At 40.5% G+C, this 23754-nt stretch carries 15 protein-coding genes; 8 read left to right on the top strand and 7 right to left on the bottom strand.

The annotated features are described in order from the left end of the window. Positions 1 to 29: 29 nt before the first annotated feature. The 5 genes from G399_RS0111390 to G399_RS0111370 all read left to right on the top strand — a co-directional run bounded on the left by G399_RS0111390 (position 30) and on the right by G399_RS0111370 (position 7551). A complete protein-coding gene (locus G399_RS0111390) occupies positions 30 to 3356 on the top strand; it encodes an amidohydrolase family protein (RefSeq protein WP_006009757.1) in 3327 nt (1108 codons plus the stop codon). A 467-nt stretch (positions 3357 to 3823) separates the two neighbouring features. Beyond that, the gene (locus tag G399_RS0111385; protein ID WP_006009756.1) at positions 3824 to 5080 is read left to right on the top strand and encodes a beta-barrel domain-containing protein; all 1257 of its coding nucleotides are present in this window, start codon (positions 3824 to 3826) and stop codon (positions 5078 to 5080) included. Further along, positions 5080 to 5739 (top strand): cysteine peptidase family C39 domain-containing protein, encoded by a 660-nt coding sequence (locus G399_RS21295; protein ID WP_006009755.1) that lies wholly within the window; start codon positions 5080 to 5082, stop codon positions 5737 to 5739. The genes G399_RS0111385 and G399_RS21295 overlap by 1 nt, the downstream gene beginning before the upstream one ends. Next, a complete protein-coding gene (locus G399_RS20645) occupies positions 5684 to 7327 on the top strand; it encodes a peptidase domain-containing ABC transporter (protein WP_161627086.1) in 1644 nt (547 codons plus the stop codon). The genes G399_RS21295 and G399_RS20645 overlap by 56 nt, the downstream gene beginning before the upstream one ends. Further along, entirely contained in the window at positions 7327 to 7551 is a 225-nt protein-coding gene (locus G399_RS0111370; protein ID WP_006009753.1) for a helix-turn-helix domain-containing protein, read from the top strand. The genes G399_RS20645 and G399_RS0111370 overlap by 1 nt, the downstream gene beginning before the upstream one ends. Positions 7552 to 7653: 102 nt before the next feature. Here G399_RS0111370 and G399_RS0111365 read toward each other — a convergent pair whose 3' ends face one another. Both G399_RS0111365 and G399_RS0111360 read right to left on the bottom strand, forming a co-directional pair. Continuing rightward, the gene (locus G399_RS0111365) at positions 7654 to 11685 is read right to left on the bottom strand and encodes a translocation/assembly module TamB domain-containing protein (RefSeq protein ID WP_226988927.1); all 4032 of its coding nucleotides are present in this window, start codon (positions 11683 to 11685) and stop codon (positions 7654 to 7656) included. Between the two features lies 1 nt (position 11686). After that, the gene (locus G399_RS0111360; RefSeq protein ID WP_226988926.1) at positions 11687 to 13414 is read right to left on the bottom strand and encodes an autotransporter assembly complex protein TamA; all 1728 of its coding nucleotides are present in this window, start codon (positions 13412 to 13414) and stop codon (positions 11687 to 11689) included. A 368-nt stretch (positions 13415 to 13782) separates the two neighbouring features. Between G399_RS0111360 and G399_RS0111355 the strand changes: the two genes are divergently transcribed. Next, a complete protein-coding gene (locus G399_RS0111355; RefSeq protein ID WP_006009748.1) occupies positions 13783 to 13998 on the top strand; it encodes a hypothetical protein in 216 nt (71 codons plus the stop codon). A 354-nt stretch (positions 13999 to 14352) separates the two neighbouring features. Here the strand turns inward: G399_RS0111355 and hslU are convergent, their stop codons facing one another. From hslU to priA, 4 genes are all read right to left on the bottom strand, one after another. Beyond that, positions 14353 to 15684: an ATP-dependent protease ATPase subunit HslU gene (gene hslU, locus G399_RS0111350; RefSeq protein ID WP_006009747.1), complete on the bottom strand. Its 1332-nt coding sequence runs from the start codon at positions 15682 to 15684 to the stop codon at positions 14353 to 14355. Between the two features lie 77 nt (positions 15685 to 15761). Beyond that, on the bottom strand, positions 15762 to 16286 hold the full coding sequence (hslV, locus tag G399_RS0111345) for an ATP-dependent protease subunit HslV (protein ID WP_006009745.1): 525 nt from the start codon (positions 16284 to 16286) through the stop codon (positions 15762 to 15764). 124 nt (positions 16287 to 16410) lie between these two features. After that, a complete protein-coding gene (locus tag G399_RS0111340) occupies positions 16411 to 17010 on the bottom strand; it encodes an SPOR domain-containing protein (RefSeq protein ID WP_226988925.1) in 600 nt (199 codons plus the stop codon). Between the two features lie 49 nt (positions 17011 to 17059). Further along, entirely contained in the window at positions 17060 to 19333 is a 2274-nt protein-coding gene (gene priA / locus G399_RS0111335; RefSeq protein ID WP_026843667.1) for a primosomal protein N', read from the bottom strand. A gap of 327 nt (positions 19334 to 19660) precedes the next feature. Between priA and rpmE the strand changes: the two genes are divergently transcribed. Beyond that, on the top strand, positions 19661 to 19873 hold the full coding sequence (gene rpmE, locus G399_RS0111330) for a 50S ribosomal protein L31 (protein ID WP_006009774.1): 213 nt from the start codon (positions 19661 to 19663) through the stop codon (positions 19871 to 19873). A 669-nt stretch (positions 19874 to 20542) separates the two neighbouring features. Further along, positions 20543 to 21793 (top strand): malic enzyme-like NAD(P)-binding protein, encoded by a 1251-nt coding sequence (locus tag G399_RS0111325; RefSeq protein WP_006009775.1) that lies wholly within the window; start codon positions 20543 to 20545, stop codon positions 21791 to 21793. A 95-nt stretch (positions 21794 to 21888) separates the two neighbouring features. On the opposite strand, the gene ahpF is transcribed toward G399_RS0111325, so the two are convergent. Continuing rightward, on the bottom strand, positions 21889 to 23478 hold the full coding sequence (ahpF, locus tag G399_RS0111320) for an alkyl hydroperoxide reductase subunit F (protein ID WP_006009776.1): 1590 nt from the start codon (positions 23476 to 23478) through the stop codon (positions 21889 to 21891). Between the last annotated feature and the right edge of the window lie 276 nt (positions 23479 to 23754).

Here is a 23754-nt window from a genome sequence, read left to right as displayed (position 1 = left end):
ATCAATTAATTCAAAGCAGAAGACAAATAATGATATCAACAAGACAGAAGCTGTTCCCTATTCTACTATCCGGTTTACTGAGCTTTAGTGCAATCAGTATTGCCGATGGGCATGACGAAAAAGAAAAAGATAAACCTTTCGCAACATGGGATGTGTTAAATCCGCCCATGACATTATCTAGCGTCGAAATAAACACAAATGAAACCACTTGGTCTAGCTTAGATGTTAGTCCAGACGGCAAGCAGTTCGTGTTTGATATGCTCGGCGATATTTTTATTGCCAGCATAAACGGTGGCGACGCAAAGCCGTTAACTCAAGATTTTGCTTGGAATATACATCCTACAATTAGCCCTGATGGTAAACAAGTTGCCTTCATTTCTGACCGCGATGGCCTTTCAAATGTTTGGGTAATGAACATGAATGGCGAAAACTTGCGCCAAGTGACCAAAGAAAAGAGCAACTTAATACATTCTCCTAAGTGGAGTCCAGATGGCGAATATATTGTCGTCAATAAAGGTATTATGTCAAGTCGCAGTATTCCAGCCGGTGAGATCTGGCTTTATCACCAAAGCGGTGGTGACGGTCTAGCAATTAAAGAACGTGTTAGTGGTAAAGTCGACCAAAAAAATATTACTGACCCTGCATTTTCACCGGATGGGCAATATATCTATTATACCCAAGATATTACCGGTGGTTCACAATTTAGCTACAACAGAGATGCCCTCAAAGGCATATTCGCGATTATTCGCTACGATAGAGAAACAGGTGAAGAAGAACGCTATATCTCTGGCACAGGAGGTGCTGTCGTTCCTACACCCTCCCCAGATGGAAAATACGTAGCATTTGTTCGTCGTGTAAAAAGTAAAACAGCCTTATTCCTAAAGAACATACAGACTGGCGATGAAAAAGCGGTATTTATGGACCTAGAACGTGACATGCAAGAAGGTTTCGGGAGCGAAGGTTATTTTGCTTATTTTGATTGGACACCAGACTCCGAACAAATCGTGTTTTGGACAGGTGGAAAGTTTCATAAACTGAATATCAAAGATCAGTCATTAGCAACGTTAGATGTAAACATTAAGACAACAGTGAAGTTTGCAGATGCGCTGCGCTTTGATGTGGATGTTGCGCCAGATGAGTTTGATGTAAGGGCGATACGTTGGGCCCAAAAATCACCAAACGGTGACTCAATCTTGTTTCAAGCACTCGGTAAACTGTACGTCAAAGATATTAAAAGTGGTGAAATACAGCGTCTAACCAAGCAAAATCAGCATGACGAATACTATCCACGTTTCTCAAATGACGGCAAGCAAATCGTGTACACAACCTGGAGCGATGATAACCTTGGCGATGTAAGGATTATTTCTGCAAAAGGCGGCAAAGGTAAAGTAGTCAGTTTGTCAAAAGGCCATTACATTGAACCAAGCTTTTCAACAGACGGAAAAATGCTTACCTATCGCAAATTTACTGGCGGATATTTGCTAGACCCAACCAACTCTATTGATCCTGGTATTTACGTTCTTAACTTAAAAGAAAAAACCACCGAACGTGTCTCAAAAAGTGGTGTTGAACCGCATTTTTCTGCCGGTAATGATCGTGTTTACTTCAGTGAATCAGTGACTGGTACTCCTTATCGTGAAACCCAGTTTTCTAGCGTGAACTTGCGGGGTGAAGACAAACGTGTGCATCTATATGGCGGCGACAAAGTAAGTGAATACCGCTTATCACATGATAAAAAGTGGGTTGCTTTTGTGCATCAATACAACACATTCGTAACTCCATTTGCAGCTAATGGTCAAAAAGTGTCGATTGGTCCTAAAATGTTGTCACTCCCTGTCAAGCAGCTTTCTGCACGCTCAGGCAACTACATGACTTGGAGCCCGAATAACGATTCGGTGGGTTGGTCTCACGGTCCCCGTTATTTTGAGCGCAGTTTGGATCAAGCCTTTGACTTTTTAGCTGAGCCCAATGCGCAATTGCCTGAACCATTAAACGAAGGCATGGATTTATCATTCAAGAAAAAGTCTGACAAGCCAAATCGCTATACCGCAATTGTTGGTGGTAAAGTTGTCACCATGCGCGATGCCGATGATCAAGAGGAAGTATTTGAGAATGGTGTTGTATTAATAAAAGATAATAGAATCGAAGCTGTCGGCAAAAAAGCTGACATCATGATCCCCAACGATGCACTCATTATAAATGCTGAAGGGAAAACAGTTATTCCTGGACTAATTGATACTCACGCACATGGAGCTCAAGGGCGAAGTGAAATTATTCCTGAGCAAAATTGGAGTCAATACTCTAACCTCGCTTTTGGTGTAACAACTATTCATGATCCATCAAATGACACTACTGAGATTATGGCTGCAGGGGAATTACAAAAAGCAGGTGAACGCGTGGCACCAAGGATTTACTCCACCGGAACAATTCTATATGGCGCAGAAGCACTTGGCTTTAAATCTATTATTAACAACTATGACGATGCCTATTATCACGTCCAAAGATTAAAAGACCTTGGGGCTATTTCGGTTAAAAGTTACAACCAACCGCGACGTGATCAACGCCAACAGGTGCTGGTTGCCGCTAAAAACCAAGGTATGATGGTTATGCCTGAAGGCGGTGGTAAATTCCAACAAAACATTACTATGCTGGTTGATGGCCACACTGGTTTGGAGCACAGTCTTCCCATTGCTACTGGTTATAACGACCTGACCCAACTGTGGAAAGCCACGAAGTTTGGTTACACACCTACGTTTGTTGTTGCCTATGGCGGGTTAAGCGGTGAAACGTACTTTTATGACCGCACCAATGTCTGGGAAAATGAGAGATTAATGCGTTATACACCTCACTTCTTGGTTGACCGCAATATCCGTCGTCCCAAAGCGCCCGATGATCACTACAATCATTTTGCCGTTGCTAAATATGCAAAAGAGTTACGCGACAATGGTGTTAGCGTTCATATTGGAGCACATGGTCAACGCGAAGGCTTAGCTGCACATTGGGAGTTGTGGATAATGGAACAAGGTGGTTTTACGCCATTTGAAGCACTTCGCGCCGGAACCATTGATGGTGCAAGACACCTAGGCATGGACAAAGCAATCGGCAGTATAGAACCGGACAAGTTAGCCGACTTAGTCATTATCGATGGTGACGTGCTGAATGATTTAAGGCGTAGCGAATTTGTTGACTATACTGTGATTAATGGTCGCGTGTTTGCAGCGGCAACAATGAATGAAGTTGGTTCGGAAAAGAAACGTTCTCCTTTCTTCTTTGAAAACGACAACAGCTTGTTTATGCCTGAAGAAACTCAACAGCAAATGGAACAGAAAGCGCATATGTACCATTGGGTGCATTAATTTACGCTAGTTTTCAGCCCTAGAAATTAGAAAACGTGCCTGTGCGGCACGTTTTTTTATACCTTCATTTCTTATCATATTTACGTTTTGTTTATTATTTGTACAATAAAAGCGTTAAAGTTATGCGTAACCATCTAATTTGGCTTAAAAATAAGGTTAAATTTTCTAACGTTAAAAACCCAAACAGAGACTAAAAAGTAACGTGATTTGAGCCACATTAACACTATAAAATTATCTAACACTTTATTTATATTGAACTTAACTCTCCTGAACCAAAGTAACCTATATTAATGGGCTTGATCATTAGTACATCTTTAAAAATGGGACAAAATTGCAAAATGTCCCATTTTTAAAAGTATTTGTCCCATTTTTAAACGTCGTTTTTTCAGAACCTGAGTAAGCTAGTTGTTCGCATCAAACTGTGATGGCACTAAAACAACCTTCTACTTTCAGGGAATGAAAAACACATGCAACATTCAACCGAGCTTTTTAGACAAGAAGCGATACAAGGACAAGATTTAAACAACCTTGGTGAAGCTATGCTGTTACCAAAAACTAATCACCAAGTGATAACCACCATTCTAGTCTGTTGGTTTTTACTCTTATGTGGGTTGCTTCTTAACGCTAATTTTAGCAGTAAAGCAACTGTAAATGGATGGTTAGTGAGCTCTAAACCAAGCATTGATATCATGGCGAAAGAGGCAAATGGTATTATCACGTCGACGCTAATAAGCAACGGACAAGCGGTATTGAAGGGCCAGGTACTAATCGAAATATCACGCAACGTAACCTCACTCTTAAATGGAAATTACCAGCAACAATTTTATTCGCTAATGCAACAGCGTGGACTATTAGAAAAACGCCAAGCTATACTCGTTGATAAGTACCAACAACAAGAGACTCAAAATGACAGTTTGATAAATAGCTATCAGCAACAGTTGAACGTTAATATTCAGATTGAAAAAAACTTAAACCAACAAGTAAATGAAGCGAGTGTTGAAGAAGCAGTGTTACTGTCACTCTTGCAGGTTAAAAGCATTCCAAAAATAGCCTATAACACGCAAAAAGAGAAACGCCAGGCTATTGAATTGCTGCAGTCACAAAGGTATTCAACAAAATTAGAGTTTGAACAAAGGTTATTGTCAGTCAAACAAAACCAAATAAGCAACAAAATAGCGTTAAAAGAAGAACTCAATACTCTTAAATCAAATTTGCAACGCATCACACAAGAGATACAGCGATTCGAAGGCGCTAGTAACTACCTTATCAAAAGTCCTATTGACGGCATAGTGCATAACTTACAAGCAACTAACGGCGAGACTATTGGTAACAATATGCCGTTACTCCAAATAACCCCCCTCAACAATCCATTGAAGGCTGTTTTATATGTACCATCAAATCATGCTGGCTTCATCAAGAATAAGCAGTTAGTTCAGCTCAAATTAAACGCATTCCCCTACCAAAAGTTTGGTATGTCAAAGGCTCAGGTGTCATATGTGTCGCAACAAATACTATTACCGCATCAAGTAAAGCGTTTGCCCATGCAACTCACTGAACCAGTTTTCCTTATTGATGCGATCCTTGACAATCAACAACTTAACACTAACGGTAACAGGGTTGAATTGAAGGCCGGTATGCTATTTCAAGCTGAGATAACGCTGTCAAATAGAAGCCTATTGGAATGGTTGTTAAGTCCAATTTATAGCTTGCGAGGCACAATCTAATGTTCTTCAACTCTGACGCTAAAACAAAAAGTACAAATACCCAAACAATGACGCAAAAAACAGCTCACACAAAAGTAAGTGATATATTACGCTTTTCCTCAAAGCCAAGTCTTAATATTGTTATACAAGCTGAGGCAAGTGAATGTGGTTTAGCTTGCGTTGCTATGCTTGCTAACTTTCACGGCAATTATATTACGTTAGATAAGCTGCGCCAACTCAACCCAATATCAATTCAAGGAAGTAATTTAACTCAGATTATGCAACTCGGTGAGTTACTCAGCTTTTCCTGTCGAGCATTGAAAGTCCAACTAACAGAACTGAATGAATTGAATACACCTTGTATTCTACACTGGAACTTCCAACACTTTGTGGTGTTAAAGAAGGTGACAAAAGAGCATTGTCATATTGCAGATCCAGCGCTTGGACTCAGAAAATTAGATATGCAGCAAGTCAGTGACGCCTTTACTGGTATTGCGGTTGAAATGCAGCCGAATACTAAGTTTAAGAAAGTAAAAGCATCGCAAAAGCTAGAAATCAAAGATTTTTTTAAGTCAGGCTATTGGCATCAAAAGACAGCTGGGGATCTTATTTGGCCTGAGTCTATTGCTTCAACTTTTTGCCATTGCCGCACCATTTTACATGCAGACTGTTATCGATGAAGTCATTGTAAAGTCGGATACCTCTCTGCTCAGCGTGCTCGCAATCGCTTTCCTTTTGCTTTTATTTATAGATACACTCACATTTATGCTTCGCGAAAGAGTCATGCTCTATTTTTCGAATCAATTTAGCATTCATATGTCGACTCGCGTTTTTACGCACTTACTTTCCCTGCCCGTCGACTATTTTCAAAAAAGACATTTAGGCGATATTGTAAGTCGCTTCGGATCTCTTCAAAATATTCGTCATATTGTGACATCGGGTATCATATCTGGCCTTATTGATGGACTGATGGCGGTATTGATGCTTATCGTTTTATTTTTCTATTCCTCCACACTTGCCAGCATCGTTTGCTTAGTCGTTGTATTTTATGGGCTTCTGCGCTGGGTATTTTTTAATCCCATGAAGCGCCAAAATATGGAAGTGATTCAAAGCCAAGCAGCCGAAAACACCCATTTTATGCAAAGCGTTCGCGCGATAAAAACAATTAAGCTTAATAACAAAAGTACCCAACGCGGTTCTCAATGGCTCAACCTTCTTAGCAGCGCAATGAATAAACAAATTGAACTGTCCCGTTGGCAAATCAATTTCTCAGTGCTTAATAAAATATTGTTTGGTGTAGAGAATATCATTATCATTTATTTAGCAGCCCAATTGGTCACTATAAACCTGTTCTCTATAGGTATGCTTTATGCGTTCATGAGTTACAAAGCTAAGTTTATTACTGCCGCTGACAGTTTGATTAATAACTGGCTCGAATTCAAAATGCTCCGAGTACACTTAGATAGATTGGCCGACATTGTATTTACCGCAAGTGAGATATCTAAGAGCCTAGAAAATGAAATCAACAAAAATGTAGAACACTTAACAGCCAATGTAGAAAGTGCATTTCATTTATCAGTTCGTAATTTATCGTTTCAATATCATCCAACTCAAGACTGTATTTTTCAGAACCTAAACTTAAATATCCCGCGTGGCAAAAGCGTGGTTATTTGTGGTCCAAGTGGTTGTGGAAAATCGAGCTTGTTGCTCTGTTTAATGGGATTAAGTCATGGCACTGAAGGCCACGTTTATATTGATGGTAATTTACTCAATGCCAGTAACCGACATCAACAGGGTGTTGCCGCAGTGCTGCAAGATGATCTATTACTTAATGGTTCAATTCTAGACAATATTACTGACTTTGCCGACACAACGAACCTACCTCTCGCAATTGAAATTACTAAAATAAGTTGTCTGCACCACGATGTCATGCAAATGACGATGCAGTACAACACCTTAGTAGGAGATATGGGGAGCACATTGAGCGGCGGGCAGAAACAACGATTACTGCTTGCTCGCGCCCTTTATAAGCAGCCAAGATTATTATTTATGGACGAAGCAACAAGTCACCTCGATGCCTTTACAGAAAATGCTATAAACAACAACTTACGTAAATTGAGCATGACCAAAATTATGATTGCTCATCGACAAGAAACGATTGGAAGTGCAGACATTGTGCTTGCTTTTATTGAAGGTGAATTATGCGATATAACGCACCAATATGTCACCAATACCCCCAGCAAAAAACATCAAAACAAGGAAAATTAATGATGAATATGATTACTCAAATACAAACATTATCTAGACGAGAGAAGCAAATAGCGATGAAGATTATGGAAGGATTACCCAATAAAATTATTGCGGCAGACCTATTCATCAGTGAACGTACCGTTAAATTTCACTGCGCGAACATTTATCGCAAGCTTAACATTAGCAATAGAACAACGTTAATGGCGACTTATTATAAGGACCTATATGATATGGCATCGTAGTTTAAGATTACAAAAGAGTGCCTTTACATAATCACGTAAACTACCTGTTAAGCAAAATAAGAAGCCCGAATTCCGGGCTTTTTCATGCTTTATTTTTCATACTTAATCTTTACTGGTAATCTGATAGTACAAATCAAGCGTGTTATTTACTCCGCTCACCGCTTCTAGATATAACTTGGGGAGCAACTGATAGTGTACACTTACTTCACTGACAGAATCGAACACACCTATACCGTATGTAATTTTAACGCCTTCAGCTAATTGCCCAGAAAGCTGAACTTGAGTGTCACTACCTTGCCCTGCAGTTTGTAAATTCAAATCTTTGACACCTAACTTTTGACCCAAGCTACCAATACCGTTTTCACTGCGCCCAACACCAAAGCTCACGAGTGCATTCACCAACGTTGTATTTGAATCAGAATCTTCACCAGCACCGAAGCTATCTGTGCCGCTAATAAGATATGATAGCTGTCTTGCCTGCTCCATTGTTGGTTCCGAAAACAGTTCTACAGAGGGCTTAATGGCGTTTCCGGTAACCCTAATTCCAGCAATCACTTCATCCTTGGTATTTAGCGGATTGCGAATAGCTTCAATATCAAATGCAGGAACGTCAGGCTGACCACTGAAAATGATATCCCCTTTTCTGATCTGCAATACTTGAGAGTAAGCTTCATATTCACCTTTGAGTACTTCAACGATGCCGTGCACCCGAGTATTTTGAGTGTCAATTTGTACCGTTAAATCACCACTTAACTCGGCTTTTAAATCCAAAGCATCAAGTTTAACTTGGCCTGTCTTAGCCTTATCAATTAGTACATTGACGTTAATATCAAGTGGCAATCTCCCTTGCTTTACTACCTTTTTATCATCAATCACAATAATGTCCTGCGTGGGTGATTTTGCGCTCGACGGTAATGACTTAATTTTCACTCTAGCATATGGCACTTCAACTTTGCCTGAAACAGACAATAGCTCAGGTGAAAACGTAATGTTTATATCTGGGGATACTTCAAATTGATAGGTTTCATAAGCAATGACAAGTTTATCGCCAACCACCGTCGTGTTCACGGTCAAGGCATCGGTGAAGTCGACATCGCCATTGATGCTTCCTCTTCCATCGCCTAAGGTAAATTGTGCTGAGAAGTCAGCTTTAGAGCCCTTAAAGATGACTTTTTGATTATAGTCAGACAACCTCAACGGATACTCTTTTAATACAATAGCCCCCTCAGTAATGGACAACTCTCCCTGCAATGACGGTTTATCTAATGGCCCTTCAAAAGCGATATTCGCATTAATATCACCGCTTAATTTTTTCACTGCCGTAATAAAAGAGGCAAAATATGATACCGCGAAGTCGCTAACCGTAATGCTACCCTGATGTTGATAGGGCTGACTTGCTAGATCTAATTTACTGCTCAGAGATACTCGGCCCGCTTCAGTACTGTCAAAGCTGAAGCTGCTATTAATGCTCTTTGGCGTTCCTTGCACTTTAGCTAAGATATTCTCTATGCTGATTTTATTTTCACTTGACACCAGCGTGGCATTTTGCGAAACAGCATCTGCTGAGAAATTTAGACCTCGCTGCTGTTGCCAATCAATATCAATATCGATGTTTACAGTTAGTTCAGAGGTGTCTATATCAAAAGCAGGCAATAGCTTCGCCACGCCCGTATTCATGACATTGTAGTCTAATGAGATCTTTGTTTTAGCTTGTATTTGGGTCGCGTTAATATCCTCTGTACACAACCGGTCTCCTCGACCTTCCCAGCAGTGCCGGGCGAGGAACAAACTGAAAGGCTGTAAGTTTATGATTAGGTTGGGCTGATCTTGGAGTGAGAGCTCCGCAAAGCTAGAAACCAGATCCCCCTCCAACCACTTACCTGACCAGCTTGTATTTTGGGTATTCAACTGCCCTTTGAAAAATTGTTCTGTAACGTATTCGCCCTCGGGAATACTGAGTCGCAATGACTGCTCACTCTCATCACCGCTTAGTTGCAGTTCGAGGCGTGGAATATTCTGGCCTCCTGCAAACAGATTTGAAATGGATATCTGCGCTTTCGATGCGAGTTTGTTGGCGATATTAATACTGACATCAATTAGCGCATTTTCTAAACTAATGCCAGCAGCTGCGAATTCTTTTGCATTTACTTGCATAATAATTTTTGGGGCTTCAATGGGCCCAGATAGATTCCCTTTCGCATATATCTGTCCTTCTAAGTCAGGATAAATATCACTTAAGGCGTTTAAATCGATCGAAAAATCAAGGCTAGACGCCTTTTTTTCATTTTTATCTGGAAAATTTATGCCAAGCTGTGCGATAGACCCAAGTGCTTTCCTAGAATAAAGATGACCTTGCACATTCAACTTATTATCACCCTGAGTTAAGCGAACCGATTGCACCTTCACGTTGCCACTTTTCTCTAGCTCTGCATCAGCGATCAAAGATAATGGTAAATCTTGCCAACTCCCACTCAGATTAACGCCCTTAATGGCAGCTGATTGCGTTGTTTCAGTTATCACAATCGTATGCGGTAGCTGGCCTGAGATAAGGGAGTTTAAAGAGGCATCAAGTTTTGCTAGTTGAACAGATTCAAGCTCTAAATTTCCACTAAAAGACAACTCATTTTGCCCATCACGTTTGGAGGATAATATGGCTTTACCAACATAATCGAGTGCTCCAATACTGCCATTAAGATTGAGTTTTTGAATATCAACAATTGAGCGCTCTCCTTGTTTTGTGCTCGTGGGTTTGAACCATGCATTTAATTCAAAATTTTCAATCCCAAAAATTTCTTCAGTTTTTAGCGTGCTAGTTACACGATAGCCTTGCATGTCTCCAGCCATTTTTGTGTGCAATAAAGACACACCTCTTAACTGCAATATCACGTCATTCCTCAATTCCGGAAGCCAAGCCTGAATGTCATCAGCAACCCCAGCAGACAATCCTTCAAATTTCATATCAACATATAGAGGGAGTGTTACTTTGGACAACTCAAGCACGGAACCAAGCGTGAGTAATTTTTGCTGACTTGGCAGATGAGTCAAAATCAAATTGAGCTTGTCGATGCTCCCTTCGCTCTGCAATTCAAAACCAGTGGCATTGTTGAAAATAGGTGTGTCTACTTTGAGGGTTTCTACTTTGAGGGCTTTTGATGATTGGTTCGAAACAGGTGTGTCTACTTTGAGGGCAACGAGTGTCAAATTATGTTCGAATTTTTTTACAAAATTAACGACGGCTTTAAGTTTCAAATTTGTTGGCATGAAGTTGGGTGTTTCTGGGCCTTGATGCAAATTTGAGATCACTACTGTTGTATCTAGTTTTTGATTTTTTATATCAAGAACAATAGCTAAACTGTCATTGCAAACACTAGTGCTTATTGCATCATCTTGGGCTTGTTGGCGAATACACACATTACGTAGCACAGTACTTTTGAGTGCCAATTCAATTGGGATATAGACATCAGGTATTACAATAGGCACATATTGGTAATTTGCTAATGCACTCAGCCAGTCCCTAGGCCCTTTTTGGTTAGGACCACTAGATGTCGTTGAAGTCAGTTCAGGTTTCACCATTTTTGGTAATTGTATGGATAGAGAGCCCACATTTAACTGCGATATGTTCAACTGATGATGAAAAGACAAGGCCAACAGCATATCTTTTAGTTTTAGGACCTCAACGTTATTTTGAGAAACCAAAATATCACCAATACTTAATTCATTTAAGCTAAGCAGAACAGGCAACTGAATTAGCTTGTTTGCTGCCGACTCAATCACTTCTTGCTGCACTGGCATGTTACCAAGTTCAACAACCACGCTGTTTAGTCTAATTTTATTAATACATATCTGAGCTGCAAACAGGCAACTTAGATTAATATCAAGAGATAAGTCATTTGACTCAACATTTACACCCGGTTGCTTAATTCGAATTTGATTGAGCTCGACTTGGGAATAAAAACTCCCACCTTTATAGTCAACCGAAACACCAAAGTCACCCTCATTAACATAATTAATAGCCCATTGTGTGCCGATGCCCGACAATGCGACACTAACAACAAGCATGATCGATAACACGACACCCAATACAGACCAGGAAGCTATTTTGATAGCACGATTCAACAACATAGAATTTGACATATTAAATCCCGGGTCCGATCGAAAAGTGAAGCCGTTTGGTGTTTTCTTTGTCACTAAATCCTCTTGCAAAATAAAGTCTAATCGTCCCGATAGGCGACAACCAATGTACACCCAGTCCAGTACCATAAATGGGCGATTTTCCTATCTCATTATTCGCGCTACCTGTGTCGACAAAAATAGCCACTCGCCAATCGTTGCTCACTTGGTATGCATATTCGACACTGACAACCGCTAAAAACTGTGCACCAACGAGTTCATCTAATCCTGTCGTCTCATCAATGCGCTCTTCACTGACTTTATTTAATCCAAAACCACGTACGCTTTGGTCGCCACCGACAAAGAATCGGAGGCTGGAGGGCACCTGTTCAAAATCGTTTGTAACAATAGCACCAGCATCGCCGCGCACTATATAGCGGTGCTTACCAAATGATCTTATCCATTTGGTTCGCGCCGTGATGCGTAAAACATTCAAATCTGATATCACTCTGTCCGAAGCCGCTTCAACAGTCAGTTGCTGGCGGTCGCCCCAATTCACAAATAATTCACCGTCTTTTCTAACCCGATTAAATGTGAATCCGGGCAGCAGAAGTTGTGTGGATTGTTCTTCATCAATACCTTGAATAAAGTTCTCATATTCATACCGAAGAAAGATTATTTTATCCCAATCATTCTTATTCTTAGCTCCCAATTGACGCTGGGCAGCAAGCGTGTACGTTTGACTGTCTCGTTGCTCTTCATTGACTTCTTGATAACCCATTTGGACTTTGAAAAAATCGTTCAACGGGTTCGCCATTGGGATTGTGTACCCCACCGCGACATTCTTTTTTGGCCCTGAAATGTAGAGTTCAGACGACAAACTATGACCACGTAAATTTACCCAAGGACGTTTCCAATTGACAGTGACTCTGGGCCCTGAATCGGTCGATGCACCAATACCAAATTGATAGGTGTCTTTTGGTTTAGCTGTTAGAAGAACTTCGATCGGGACAATTTTACCTACTCGCTGTTCACTGCTCATCGCATTCACATTTGCTCTAACAATAACATTGTCATAATACGAGGTTTGGCGTATACGTTGAGTAAACTCACTGACTTTTTGTTGATCAAAATACTCACTTTCTGAAAAAGGCTTTACCGCTTCAACAAGCTCCATCCCTCTATTTTCGCCAATATATTCAAGATTACCAAAGCGATATCGAGAACCAAAGTTAAATTTCCAATAAATACTTGCTTCATTCTTAGCCAAACTAACTTGCACTTCACTTTTATCTAGTACGAAATCAAAATAGCCAAATATCAGCGAAAAAGACTGTATTCTGCTCTTTAATCCATCATATTTTGATTGCTCTAAGGGCTTGCCTTCAAAAGCTTTTAACAACGTTATAATGTCTTTCAATTCACTTGGGAAATGTGCTTGTTGAGCCGCCGATCGGTCATATTCCAAGACCACCTCGCTAACAATTAGCTTTGCTCCCAACGTTAGTAATATCTGGACGCCGTCATTATCAAACGACTTTTTATTGAAATTGTTAAGTACTACCGTTGCCTGATAATAGGAATATGCGCGAATTGCAGTCGTAATTTTGACAAGAGTTTGTTTTTCGAACTGCGCCAACTCATAGTCATTTTCTGGAAAATTTAGGCCCGCCAAATGAAGTTGAATATTATCCATAACTTGACTATCAATTTTTTTGTTTCCGTCTGCAGATTTAATTTCCCATTTTGCCATAGCTTGCGCATGAGCAAAAAAGACCACGAGGATAAGTAAGCTACGGAGGAATTGTCGACAACTGGGAAAGACGGAAATAAGCAGCTCCTTATGATTTACATAAAAAAAGTAATGCAACATAGATGTCGTTATATTGTCCTTTGATTTGTCCTGAACAGCAAGACTATAGAACAGTTATTATCGTGGAAATGAACAAACTAGTCGAGCGGTCAGTGGCTTGAATTCTATAAGTCATCTATTCTAAATATGTCTGCAAGGAAGCAGACAAAAAACTACCAAGGATGGTGACAACATAGGCTATCTTAAAGACTGGCCTATGTTACTCACTTATTTAATGGTCACTTTACTCTCTATGACTGGAAATAAGCATGAAAAATAAATTAGATAAGACAATACCATTAACCCAAGTGCAACAACTAGCTGTGTTCGGCGGTACGCCGCTCAATATTGCTCCCGATTATGTTAGCCAACCCTTAAGTCAACACCGCATGAATTTTACTGGAGAGCATGGCTTCACAACAATTATTGATGGCCGAGTTCCAATGCCTTTTGTGTGGAACGAAAAAATATCTAAAGGCGATTGAGGTTTTTTACTTCACGAATATACCTTATATCAGCACCGATGAGTCAGAGTAAAATTCAGCATTCGTGCTGTTTTGGCTTAAACAGAATTTATTTCAAAACGTCGCGCTCTAGAAGAACAAAACCCCAGTAACCAGAGGCTAATGGGGTTTGAATCAAATATTAAAACGCATCTGCACGTCGTGGTTGACTAGACCGATAACGCTACCTAACAAACACTTTCTAATTGCCTCTGCTAACAGACTTTTTACTGAGCTTTAAAATGCTTTTAGTGTTATTCATAACGCTAATTCATATAGTAATGACCAGTGACTTAGAAAGGTATAAAGATAAAGACTAATGTCGTTTAATTCGTACTACAGTATAAATCTACTTAAGTCTTCGTTATCTGCTAACGTTTCTAGATGATGATTCACATAATCAATATCAATAACTAATGACTCACCCGATCTGTCCGACGCTTCAAAGGAAATTTCTTCCATTAGCCGCTCCAACACGGTGTATAGACGTCTAGCACCTATATTTTCAGTTTTTTCATTTACCTGCCAAGCAACTTCCGCAATACGTTGAATACCTGACTCCACAAAATTGATATCCACACCTTCGGTCTTCAACAGGGCTTTGTACTGCAGCGTTAATGATGCGTCTGGCTCCGTTAAAATCCTCACAAAATCTTCGACTCGTAAGGCTGATAACTCTACCCGAATAGGCAGTCGACCTTGCAACTCTGGGATCAAGTCGGATGGTTTTGCCATTTGAAAAGCCCCTGAGGCTATAAACAAGATATGGTCAGTTTTCACCATGCCGTGTTTAGTTGACACCGTAGAGCCTTCAACCAAAGGCAAAAGGTCACGCTGAACGCCTTCTCTGGATACACCGCCAGACTGCGTCCCTTCTCCCTTACAAATTTTATCAATTTCATCAATGAATACAATGCCATTTTGTTCCAACGATTCAATGGCCTGCTCTTTTAAATCTTGCTGATTAACTAACTTGCTGGATTCTTCTTCAATCAACAATTTTAACGCGTCTTTTATTTTAAGCTTTTTCTTCTTTTTACTCTTCTCACCTGACAAGTTTTGAAACATACCTTGCAACTGATTAGTCATTTCCTCCATTCCTGGCGGTGCCATAATTTCTACGCCGACCTGGGGAAGCGCCACATCTAATTCAATTTCTTTATCGTCCAATAGGCCTTCGCGTAATTTTTTACGAAAAACCTGACGGGTTCCTTTATCTTGATTATCTTCGCGCTCTCCAGATGAGGTTTGAGCCGGCGGAATCAGAATATCTAAAATTCGTTCTTCAGCGGCTTCTTCAGCACGATATTTCACCTTTTTCACCGCATCTTCTTTAGTCATTTTTACGGCAATATCGGCGAGGTCACGAATAATGCTTTCAACTTCTTTACCTACATAACCCACTTCAGTAAATTTGGTCGCCTCTACTTTGATGAACGGCGCATTCGCTAGCTTTGCTAAGCGACGTGCTATTTCTGTTTTACCCACACCCGTTGGACCTATCATCAGTATGTTTTTGGGCGTGACTTCTTGGCGCAGTTCGGGGTCAAGTTGCATTCGACGCCAGCGATTTCTAAGCGCAATAGACACCGCTTTTTTCGCATTTGATTGCCCAATAATATGCTTATCTAAAGCATGTACAATTTCTCTGGGAGTCATTTCTGACATAGTCTGGTTACCTTTGATTAACGCTACCAACAAAACCTATGACAAGGCCATTGGGCAAGTTAATTTAAAAAATAGAGTTAATAATCGAGTGTTTCAATTGTATGGTTTTGATTGGTAAATACGCAAATATTACCCGCTATAGTTAAGCTTTTTTTGGCAATTTCTTGTGCGCTTAAATCGGTATTAGCAAACAGTGCAGTTGCTGCAGCTTGCGCAAATGGCCCACCTGAGCCAATTGCTATAAGATCTTCTTCAGGCTGAATAACATCACCATTACCGGTGATAATCAAAGAACCACTGTGGTCAGCAACAGCCAACAGTGCTTCCAATTTTCGAAGCATTCGATCCGAGCGCCAGTCTTTAGCTAGCTCAACCGCCGCTTTAGTAAGGTGCCCTTGATGCATCTCTAGTTTGGATTCAAAACGTTCAAATAACGTGAAAGCATCGGCTGTGCCGCCTGCAAATCCGGCCAATACTTTATTATTATAAAGGCGTCTAACTTTACGCGCGTTTCCCTTCATAACGGTGTTCCCAAGTGAAACTTGGCCATCACCCGCAATCACTACTTGATTGCCTCGACGAACTGATACGATCGTTGTCATGTAAACTCCTATTTAGTACCGTCTAATTCGTGTTAGTCAGGAATAAATGGGGGGCGTTCAAATTATTTCAAGTCTCGCTTTGTTACTCAATCGATAGTTTATAAAGTTTTCCTTACGGTTCAGCCTATTCCCAATTCCATATTTGACAGCGATTAACACGAGCGGATCTTAGTGAATGGCGGTCTCGTTCGGCGTTACGCTTACTCTCATAAGGCCCAAGGACAACCCGATACCAAGTGCCTTTTGAATTCTTACTTTCAAGCACTTGCGATTCCAACCCTTGAAATGCAATTGTGGCTTTTAGTTCTTGCGCTTGCGATCCCTTTCTAAAAGCACCGCACTGCATTAAATAGCGACGGTCTGCATTGGGTAATTCATCCACTTCTACTTCCACTGAATAAGCAGGCAAGCCCTCTATAAATTCCCAGTGTTCTTCTTCAAGCACCGGTAGTGGATCTTTTTCATCTTCAATGGGTCTCGCTATATTATCTTGTTCACTTTGCAGCACGCTTCCTGCATCACTATTACCTGCATCTTTCAAATACATTAGAACCGCCACGAAGCTGCTCACAACTAAAATTGCGATCACTACTTTAAACCAAGCAACGGATTGGGTAACTTGCTTTTTATTTTTAGGAGTCTGTTTTTTCTTTTGGCTACGCGCCACGTAATCTCTTTGCGCCATATTTTCTTTAATATCTTTTTTTGAGTCTGTTACAGTCAAAGACTATACAAAACTTTGCTCTAAAAAACACACAACCAGTATACATTATTTAACTGAAATCGATAGGTGAAACATCAATACTCCAACGCACCTGCTTACTGACCGGCATTTCAGACAATGCTTTATTAGCTTGCTCAGTTGCTTGTTGTAAATACTTTCGTGAAGCCGATTGAATTATCAACAGATTTCGATAGCGCCCTTGTTTCTTTTCAATAAAGGCAGGAAATGGCCCTAATACTTTGGCATGTTTAAATTGCGTAAATAGTTGTGCGCACAATTGCAAAAAGTGCATGGACAAGTGTTTATGATGCGACTCGCTGCGAATACAAATTTGATGCTCGTGGGGCGGTAATGCCGCGTGTTTGCGTTCAAGTAGTGCATATCGAGCAAAATCAGAAAAACCGTTATTGATGAGATCTTGCAACAATGGATGCTCTGGGCAATGGGTTTGTAACCACATTTCGCCCGCCTTATTACTCCGACCCGCTCTGCCTGATAATTGAGTAATCAGTTGAGCTAGTTTTTCTGGTGCTCTGAAGTCTGCACTAAACAGTGCACTATCGACGTTTAGAATAAGCACTAAGGTCACATCCGGAAAGTGATGACCTTTGGATAAAATTTGAGTACCTACAAGAATTTGATACTTCTTCTGATTAATTTCTTGCAATAGCTTGCTCAATTTTCCCTTACCGCGAACGGTGTCGCTATCGACTCGCACTGTTGCGTAGTCTGGAAAAAGCGTTTCCAAGCCTTGCTGCAATTGTTCTGTACCAACACCAAAGGTATCCAGTTCGGTGTGTCCGCACTCGGCACACGCTTTGGGCAAGTGGCGAATATCAGCACAGCGGTGGCATTGCAGGTTATTCGCGCTTTTGTGCACCGTCATCGGGTTATCACAGCGAGCACAGTGCTCGACATGTCCACACTGATGACAAAGCAAGGCGGGAGCGTATCCACGACGGTTTACGAACACCATGACTTGGTTGCCTGCATCTAGCTGTATTTGTATTTTCTCGAGCATCCCTTGGGCAATACCGTATTGCATCGGTTGGCCCTTAATATTCATTAAGCGCTGCGTAGGCATTGCTGCATTACCTGCACGATTAGGTAATAGAATATGTCGATATTTTTTCTCTAACGCATTATGTAAACTTTCTAGTGACGGCGTTGCGCTGCCCAGCACCAGGGGAATATTTAACTGCCTAGCGCGATAAACAGCAATATCTCGAGCGTGATATTTTAGATTATCTTGTTGCTTAAAAGATTCATCATGTTCTTCGTCTACAATAATCATTCCGGGATTTTTCATTTCGATAAAAATAGAAGATCGCGTCCCTATCACAATACCTAAACTGCCATCTTTTGCTTGCTGCCAAACTTGTAATCGTTGAGTGTCATTCAGATTAGAATGCAATGTACCCACTCTTATCCCAAAGCGCTTTTCAAAACGCCCTACAGTTTGAGGAGTTAAGCCAATTTCAGGCACCAAAATAAGGACTTGTTTACCTGCTGCTAGCAGCGGTTCAATAATTTGCAAATACACTTCTGTTTTGCCGCTGCCGGTAACTCCTTCAATTAACATTGTGTCGAAACCACTAGCAAGATTTATCGTTGAAATTGCCATTGCTTGTTCAACATTCGGTAGCGGCTTTTCAGATATGGTTAATTGTGCTGTCCACTCATTTGGCTTTTCGACAACATCTACTTTTTCAATCAGCAACTTGTCTGTGAGCGCTTTAATAACGGCAGCAGTAAATTGCTGCTTGATAGCTGATAAAGGCTGAGCGCCTTTTCTAAGCAAGCGATACAAGTCAAACTGCTTAAGCGAACGAGCAAGCAGTTCATCGACCTCATCACTTGCTCTACTTGCAGTGTTGAGCTGCAAATAAACTTGAGTAGCAACTGCCGCTTTAGTTTTGCCTTTTTGCTGCTTTCTTAGCGTCGCCGGTAACAATGTGTGCAACACTTCGCCAATAGGATAATGATAATACTCGCTCATCCACTGACCTAAGGTCAACATCTGCTGAGAACAAACGGGTGCGCTATCGAGTATCTCAATTACAGACTTGAGCTTTGATACTTCATAGTCAGATTCGACATCTACCCGCAACACAATACCAACGCATTTGCGCGGACCAAAAGGCACTAAGACTCTACAGCCGACCAATTCATTGTTATCTGAATAGGTCATTGTGGGTGAAGTTGACGCTTCTTCATTCTGTGACAATTGGTTTATCCCAGACTTAGTTGCAATAGCACTGTCAATTTTATAATCAAACAATTGTGACATGGGTACCGCAATGGCCACTTGAATAACTTGCAATGAAACCTCTTTTATTAATAGTAGTGCTGTTATTGTTTGCCAGCTTTAGAGCCTTATTTTCTGGCATCATGATATCAATCTTTATCAAGCCACTACGAAATATTTTTACCCTAATGTGGTTTTTACGCATCTAATGTTGGGTATTTCATTATCGTCGCTTATGTTTAGCAATAATTGCTTCGTTATTTCTTGATTAAGGAGTGTAAGTCCATTATCATGCCGGTCCAAATTTCTGTAGTTGATTATTCAGCTGCTTTTTAATTAATTTCGTTTGGTGTACAACTTCGGGTTGTATAGCGAGACGGCCTAAATAAATAAGGTATCCCAATGAGAGAAGGTATTCATCCTAAGTATAACGAAATCACAGCAACTTGTTCATGCGGTAACGTAATGGTTGTTCGCTCTACACTTGGCAAAGACATCAACCTAGACGTATGCTCATTATGCCATCCGTTCTACACTGGTAAGCAACGTACTGCTGACACTGGCGGTCGTGTTGATAAGTTCAAGAAGCGTTTTGGTGCACTTAAAGCTAAGTAAGTTATTATCTAACGAGCTATGCTTACAGAATAATTTAGCTTACAGAATAATTTAGCTTACAGAATAATTTAGAAAGAGCGCATTGCGCTCTTTTTTATGCCTATTAATGTGCAAGACACAAACTTATCTGCAATTATTTATTAATTCCCTTTTTTTACCGCGCCTTGGATCTTGCCGCGCATTGCATTTTACTACGTATTACTTATCGCCGCGCACTGCACTTCCAACTTCAGAATAGATATTAACGGCCTATCGCTTAGTTAAGCTTTATCGCGTCAACTATTTTCGACACAATGAACACACTGCTATTTTATTAAAAAATGAATTACTTTCAGACTAATAGCTGCATTTAAAGTGTATATTAATGACAAATATTTTTAACTGCTAAAAAACCAATAGCCATTTCACTATATAAAAATTCATATATTAATTGGGGTTTACATACATACTCGTTATATTCATTAGATTATAATACCCAATGTAATCAAAATTATTCGCGTTAAATCATGATCTTAACAGTTGCCTTTTAATATAGGTTAATGCTTTTTGTACTCTTCATTTTGTATCGATATGTGCTACATTTGACCTGCATTCGTATCTTGCTTGTAAGTAACCTTGAAAACTTACCAAAACAGTATCACAAACATATTCGAAAGGACCCTGACCGACATGCCAGATTTTCGCCAACAAGCACTCGATTATCACGAATTTCCTAAGCCCGGCAAAATTAGTATTGAACTAACCACTTCCGCCGACACAGTTACCGACTTAGCACTCGCATATAGCCCCGGTGTTGCAGAACCTGTGCGTGAAATTGCAGCAGATCCAAATGCTGCGTATAAATATACTGCGAAAGGCAACTTAGTCGCTGTCATAACAAATGGTACCGCAATTCTTGGCTTAGGTAATTTAGGTCCCCTCGCCTCCAAGCCAGTGATGGAAGGCAAAGCTTTGTTATTTAAGCACTTTGCAGGTATTGATTCAATTGATATCGAAGTTAAACACCGTACCACAGAGGAATTTATTAATACGGTCGCTAATATCGCTGACACCTTTGGTGGTATTAATTTAGAAGACATTAAAGCGCCTGAATGTTTTGAAATTGAACAAGAACTTATAAAGCGGTGTAAAATCCCTGTATTTCATGATGATCAGCATGGCACCGCAATAGTGACCACTGCGGGCATGTTGAATGCACTTGAAATACAAGGCAAAAAAATAGGCGAAGCTATATTTGTTTGTTTAGGTGCTGGGGCTGCTGCTGTCGCTTGTATGGAATTACTCATTAAATGCGGTGCTATGCGTGAAAAAATCTACATGCTTGACCGCAAAGGCGTAATCCATACAAGACGAGAGGAGCTAACACCGCACAAAGCTTTATTTGCCAATAATACTGACAAACGCACATTAGAAGATGTGCTGGAAGGAGCTGATGTCTTTTTAGGATTAAGTGGTCCTGATCTGCTCCCGCCTGAAGCCCTTAGACTGATGGCACCGAACCCAGTGGTATTTGCTTGCTCCAACCCCGACCCTGAAATTAAACCGGAGTTAGCGCATGCTGTGCGCGATGATTTAATTATGGCGACGGGACGCTCTGACTACCCAAATCAAGTGAACAACGTTCTTTGTTTTCCGTTTATTTTTAGAGGCGCTTTAGATGTAAGAGCATCTGTTATTAATGATGAAATGAAAGTGGCTGCAGTTGAAGCATTGAGAAGTATTTCAAAAGAACCGGTGCCTGAAAAGGTGTTGATTGCTAGCCAATCAAAGTCGCTCATTTTCGGTAAGCATTATATTATTCCTAAACCAATGGACCCTAGACTTTGCAAACGCATTGCGACAGCAGTTGCAAAAGCGGCTATCGCCTCTGGCGTTGCCAAAATAGAAAGCATTCCAGAGAACTACTTAGACAATTTTTAGATAATGATGTAGATAGTTTTTAGACAAAGAAAAGGCGCTTGAGTTGATCACAGCGCCTTTTTAATTTTTCTAGCCAACTAACTCAACAGCAGTTACTAAGCGGCTACAGACACAGTTTTGTTAACCGGTTTGCTCATTAAGATGTAATCGTAAGCCGCCAACGATGCCTTCGCTCCTTCACCCATTGCAATCACAATTTGCTTGTAAGGTACCGTTGTAACGTCACCACAAGCATAAATACCGGCTTCACTGGTTTGGCTTTTCTCATTAATGATGACTTCGCCATGTTTAGTTAAATCAACAACACCTTTTAGCACCGAACTATTTGGTACCAAGCCAATTTGTACAAACACACCTTGCAAAGTTTGTATGTGCGCTTCGTTGGTTGCACGGTCAATATATTCAATGGCGTTGACTTTGCCATCTTTTGCATGGATTTCTTTGGTTGCTGCATTTCTAACAATCTTGATGTTATCCCTTGCATTTACTTGATCAATCAACACTTGGTCTGCCTTCAATTCTGGCATGAACTCAAACACGGTGACTGACTTTACAATGCCTGATAGATCAAGCGCTGCTTCAACACCTGAGTTACCACCGCCAATCACAGCAACGTCTTTACCCTTATAGAAAGGACCATCGCAATGCGGGCAATAGGCAACACCATTACCAATATTCTCTTTTTCGCCAGGTACACCTAACTCTCTCCAGTTAGCACCGGTGGCAATTATAATCGTTTTAGTTTCAATCACTTCACCTGACGTTAATGTCAGCGTTTTAATATCACCTTTCTCAATTTTATCGACACGGAAATGCTCACGTATTGTCACTTCGTAGTCATTCAAATGCTCCATCAATGATGTTGTTAATTGAGGGCCTGTAGTTTTTGAAACGGAAATCAAATTTTCAATTCCCATAGTGTCTTTCACTTGACCACCAAAACGGTCCGCGATAATGGTCACTTTCAGCCCTTTACGTGCTGAATAAATAGCAGCAGCGACACCTGCTGGACCGCCACCAATAACGGTAACATCTTGCAGTGGAAGCTGCTCAACATTGTCATTGGCTTGCAGCATTTCAGGTTGAGACTGTGTTAATTTGTCGATCAGTTTTGCGGTGTCTATCTGACCTGTCGCAAACACTTTGCCATTCATAAAAACAGTAGGTACACCTTGAATACCATTTTGTTCGACTAAATCTGGATAAACGCTACCATCTATCATTTCAGATTCAATATTGTCGTTCAACAACGCAAATTGATTCATTGCTTGCACTACGTCTGGGCATGCATGGCAACTTAAGCTAATGTAAACCTGAAACTTAAGTGGATTGACCACTTTCTTAATCATGCTTTGAACATTTTCATCAAGCTTTAGTTTTACACCACCTGCTTGCAATACGGCTAAAACAAATGAGTTAAACTCATGTCCACCTGGAACGCCTGAAAAGGTGATGCCGCTGGGCTTACCATTAACTTCTAAACCGAAGCTCACTGGGCTGCGAAAACGTATTGCGTCGTCTCGCTCTTGAAGCGTAATCTTATCTGATATAGACGCAAATTGGCTTAGCATTTCTTTGAGTTCTGCTCGCTTCGCGTGCTCACCAGTTTGCATTACTAAAGTAACGTTGTGTTGCATGTCTTTAGTGTATTGCGCTAAAGCAGTTAATATATCTGGAGTTAACATTGTTTTTTCCTTTCACTTTAAATGGGTTGTAGCAAAGGGCTTCACCATTTACTTGTAGGGTAATTCATCAAAAAAAGATTATATAAAACCCAGCTCAATTAATGAACTATATCCTTTTAAGTTTGATAGTTGAGATAAGTAAAGGGTGAAAGCCTCTGCTTTCAAATTCTTGTTTTCAATATTTTGCTTTTAAGCATGTTGTCATCTCTAAAAGCTGTCGTTATAGCTTTTACGTACTTTGTGTGTCACTCATTACGCAGCAGCCTAAATATTGGG

Origin of the sequence: Brumicola pallidula DSM 14239 = ACAM 615, from assembly GCF_000428905.1 — a bacterium.
Lineage (GTDB): Bacteria > Pseudomonadota > Gammaproteobacteria > Enterobacterales > Alteromonadaceae > Glaciecola > Glaciecola pallidula.
Note: the sequence above shows the minus strand (reverse complement) of the source record. Positions and strands in the feature narration are given on the sequence as shown.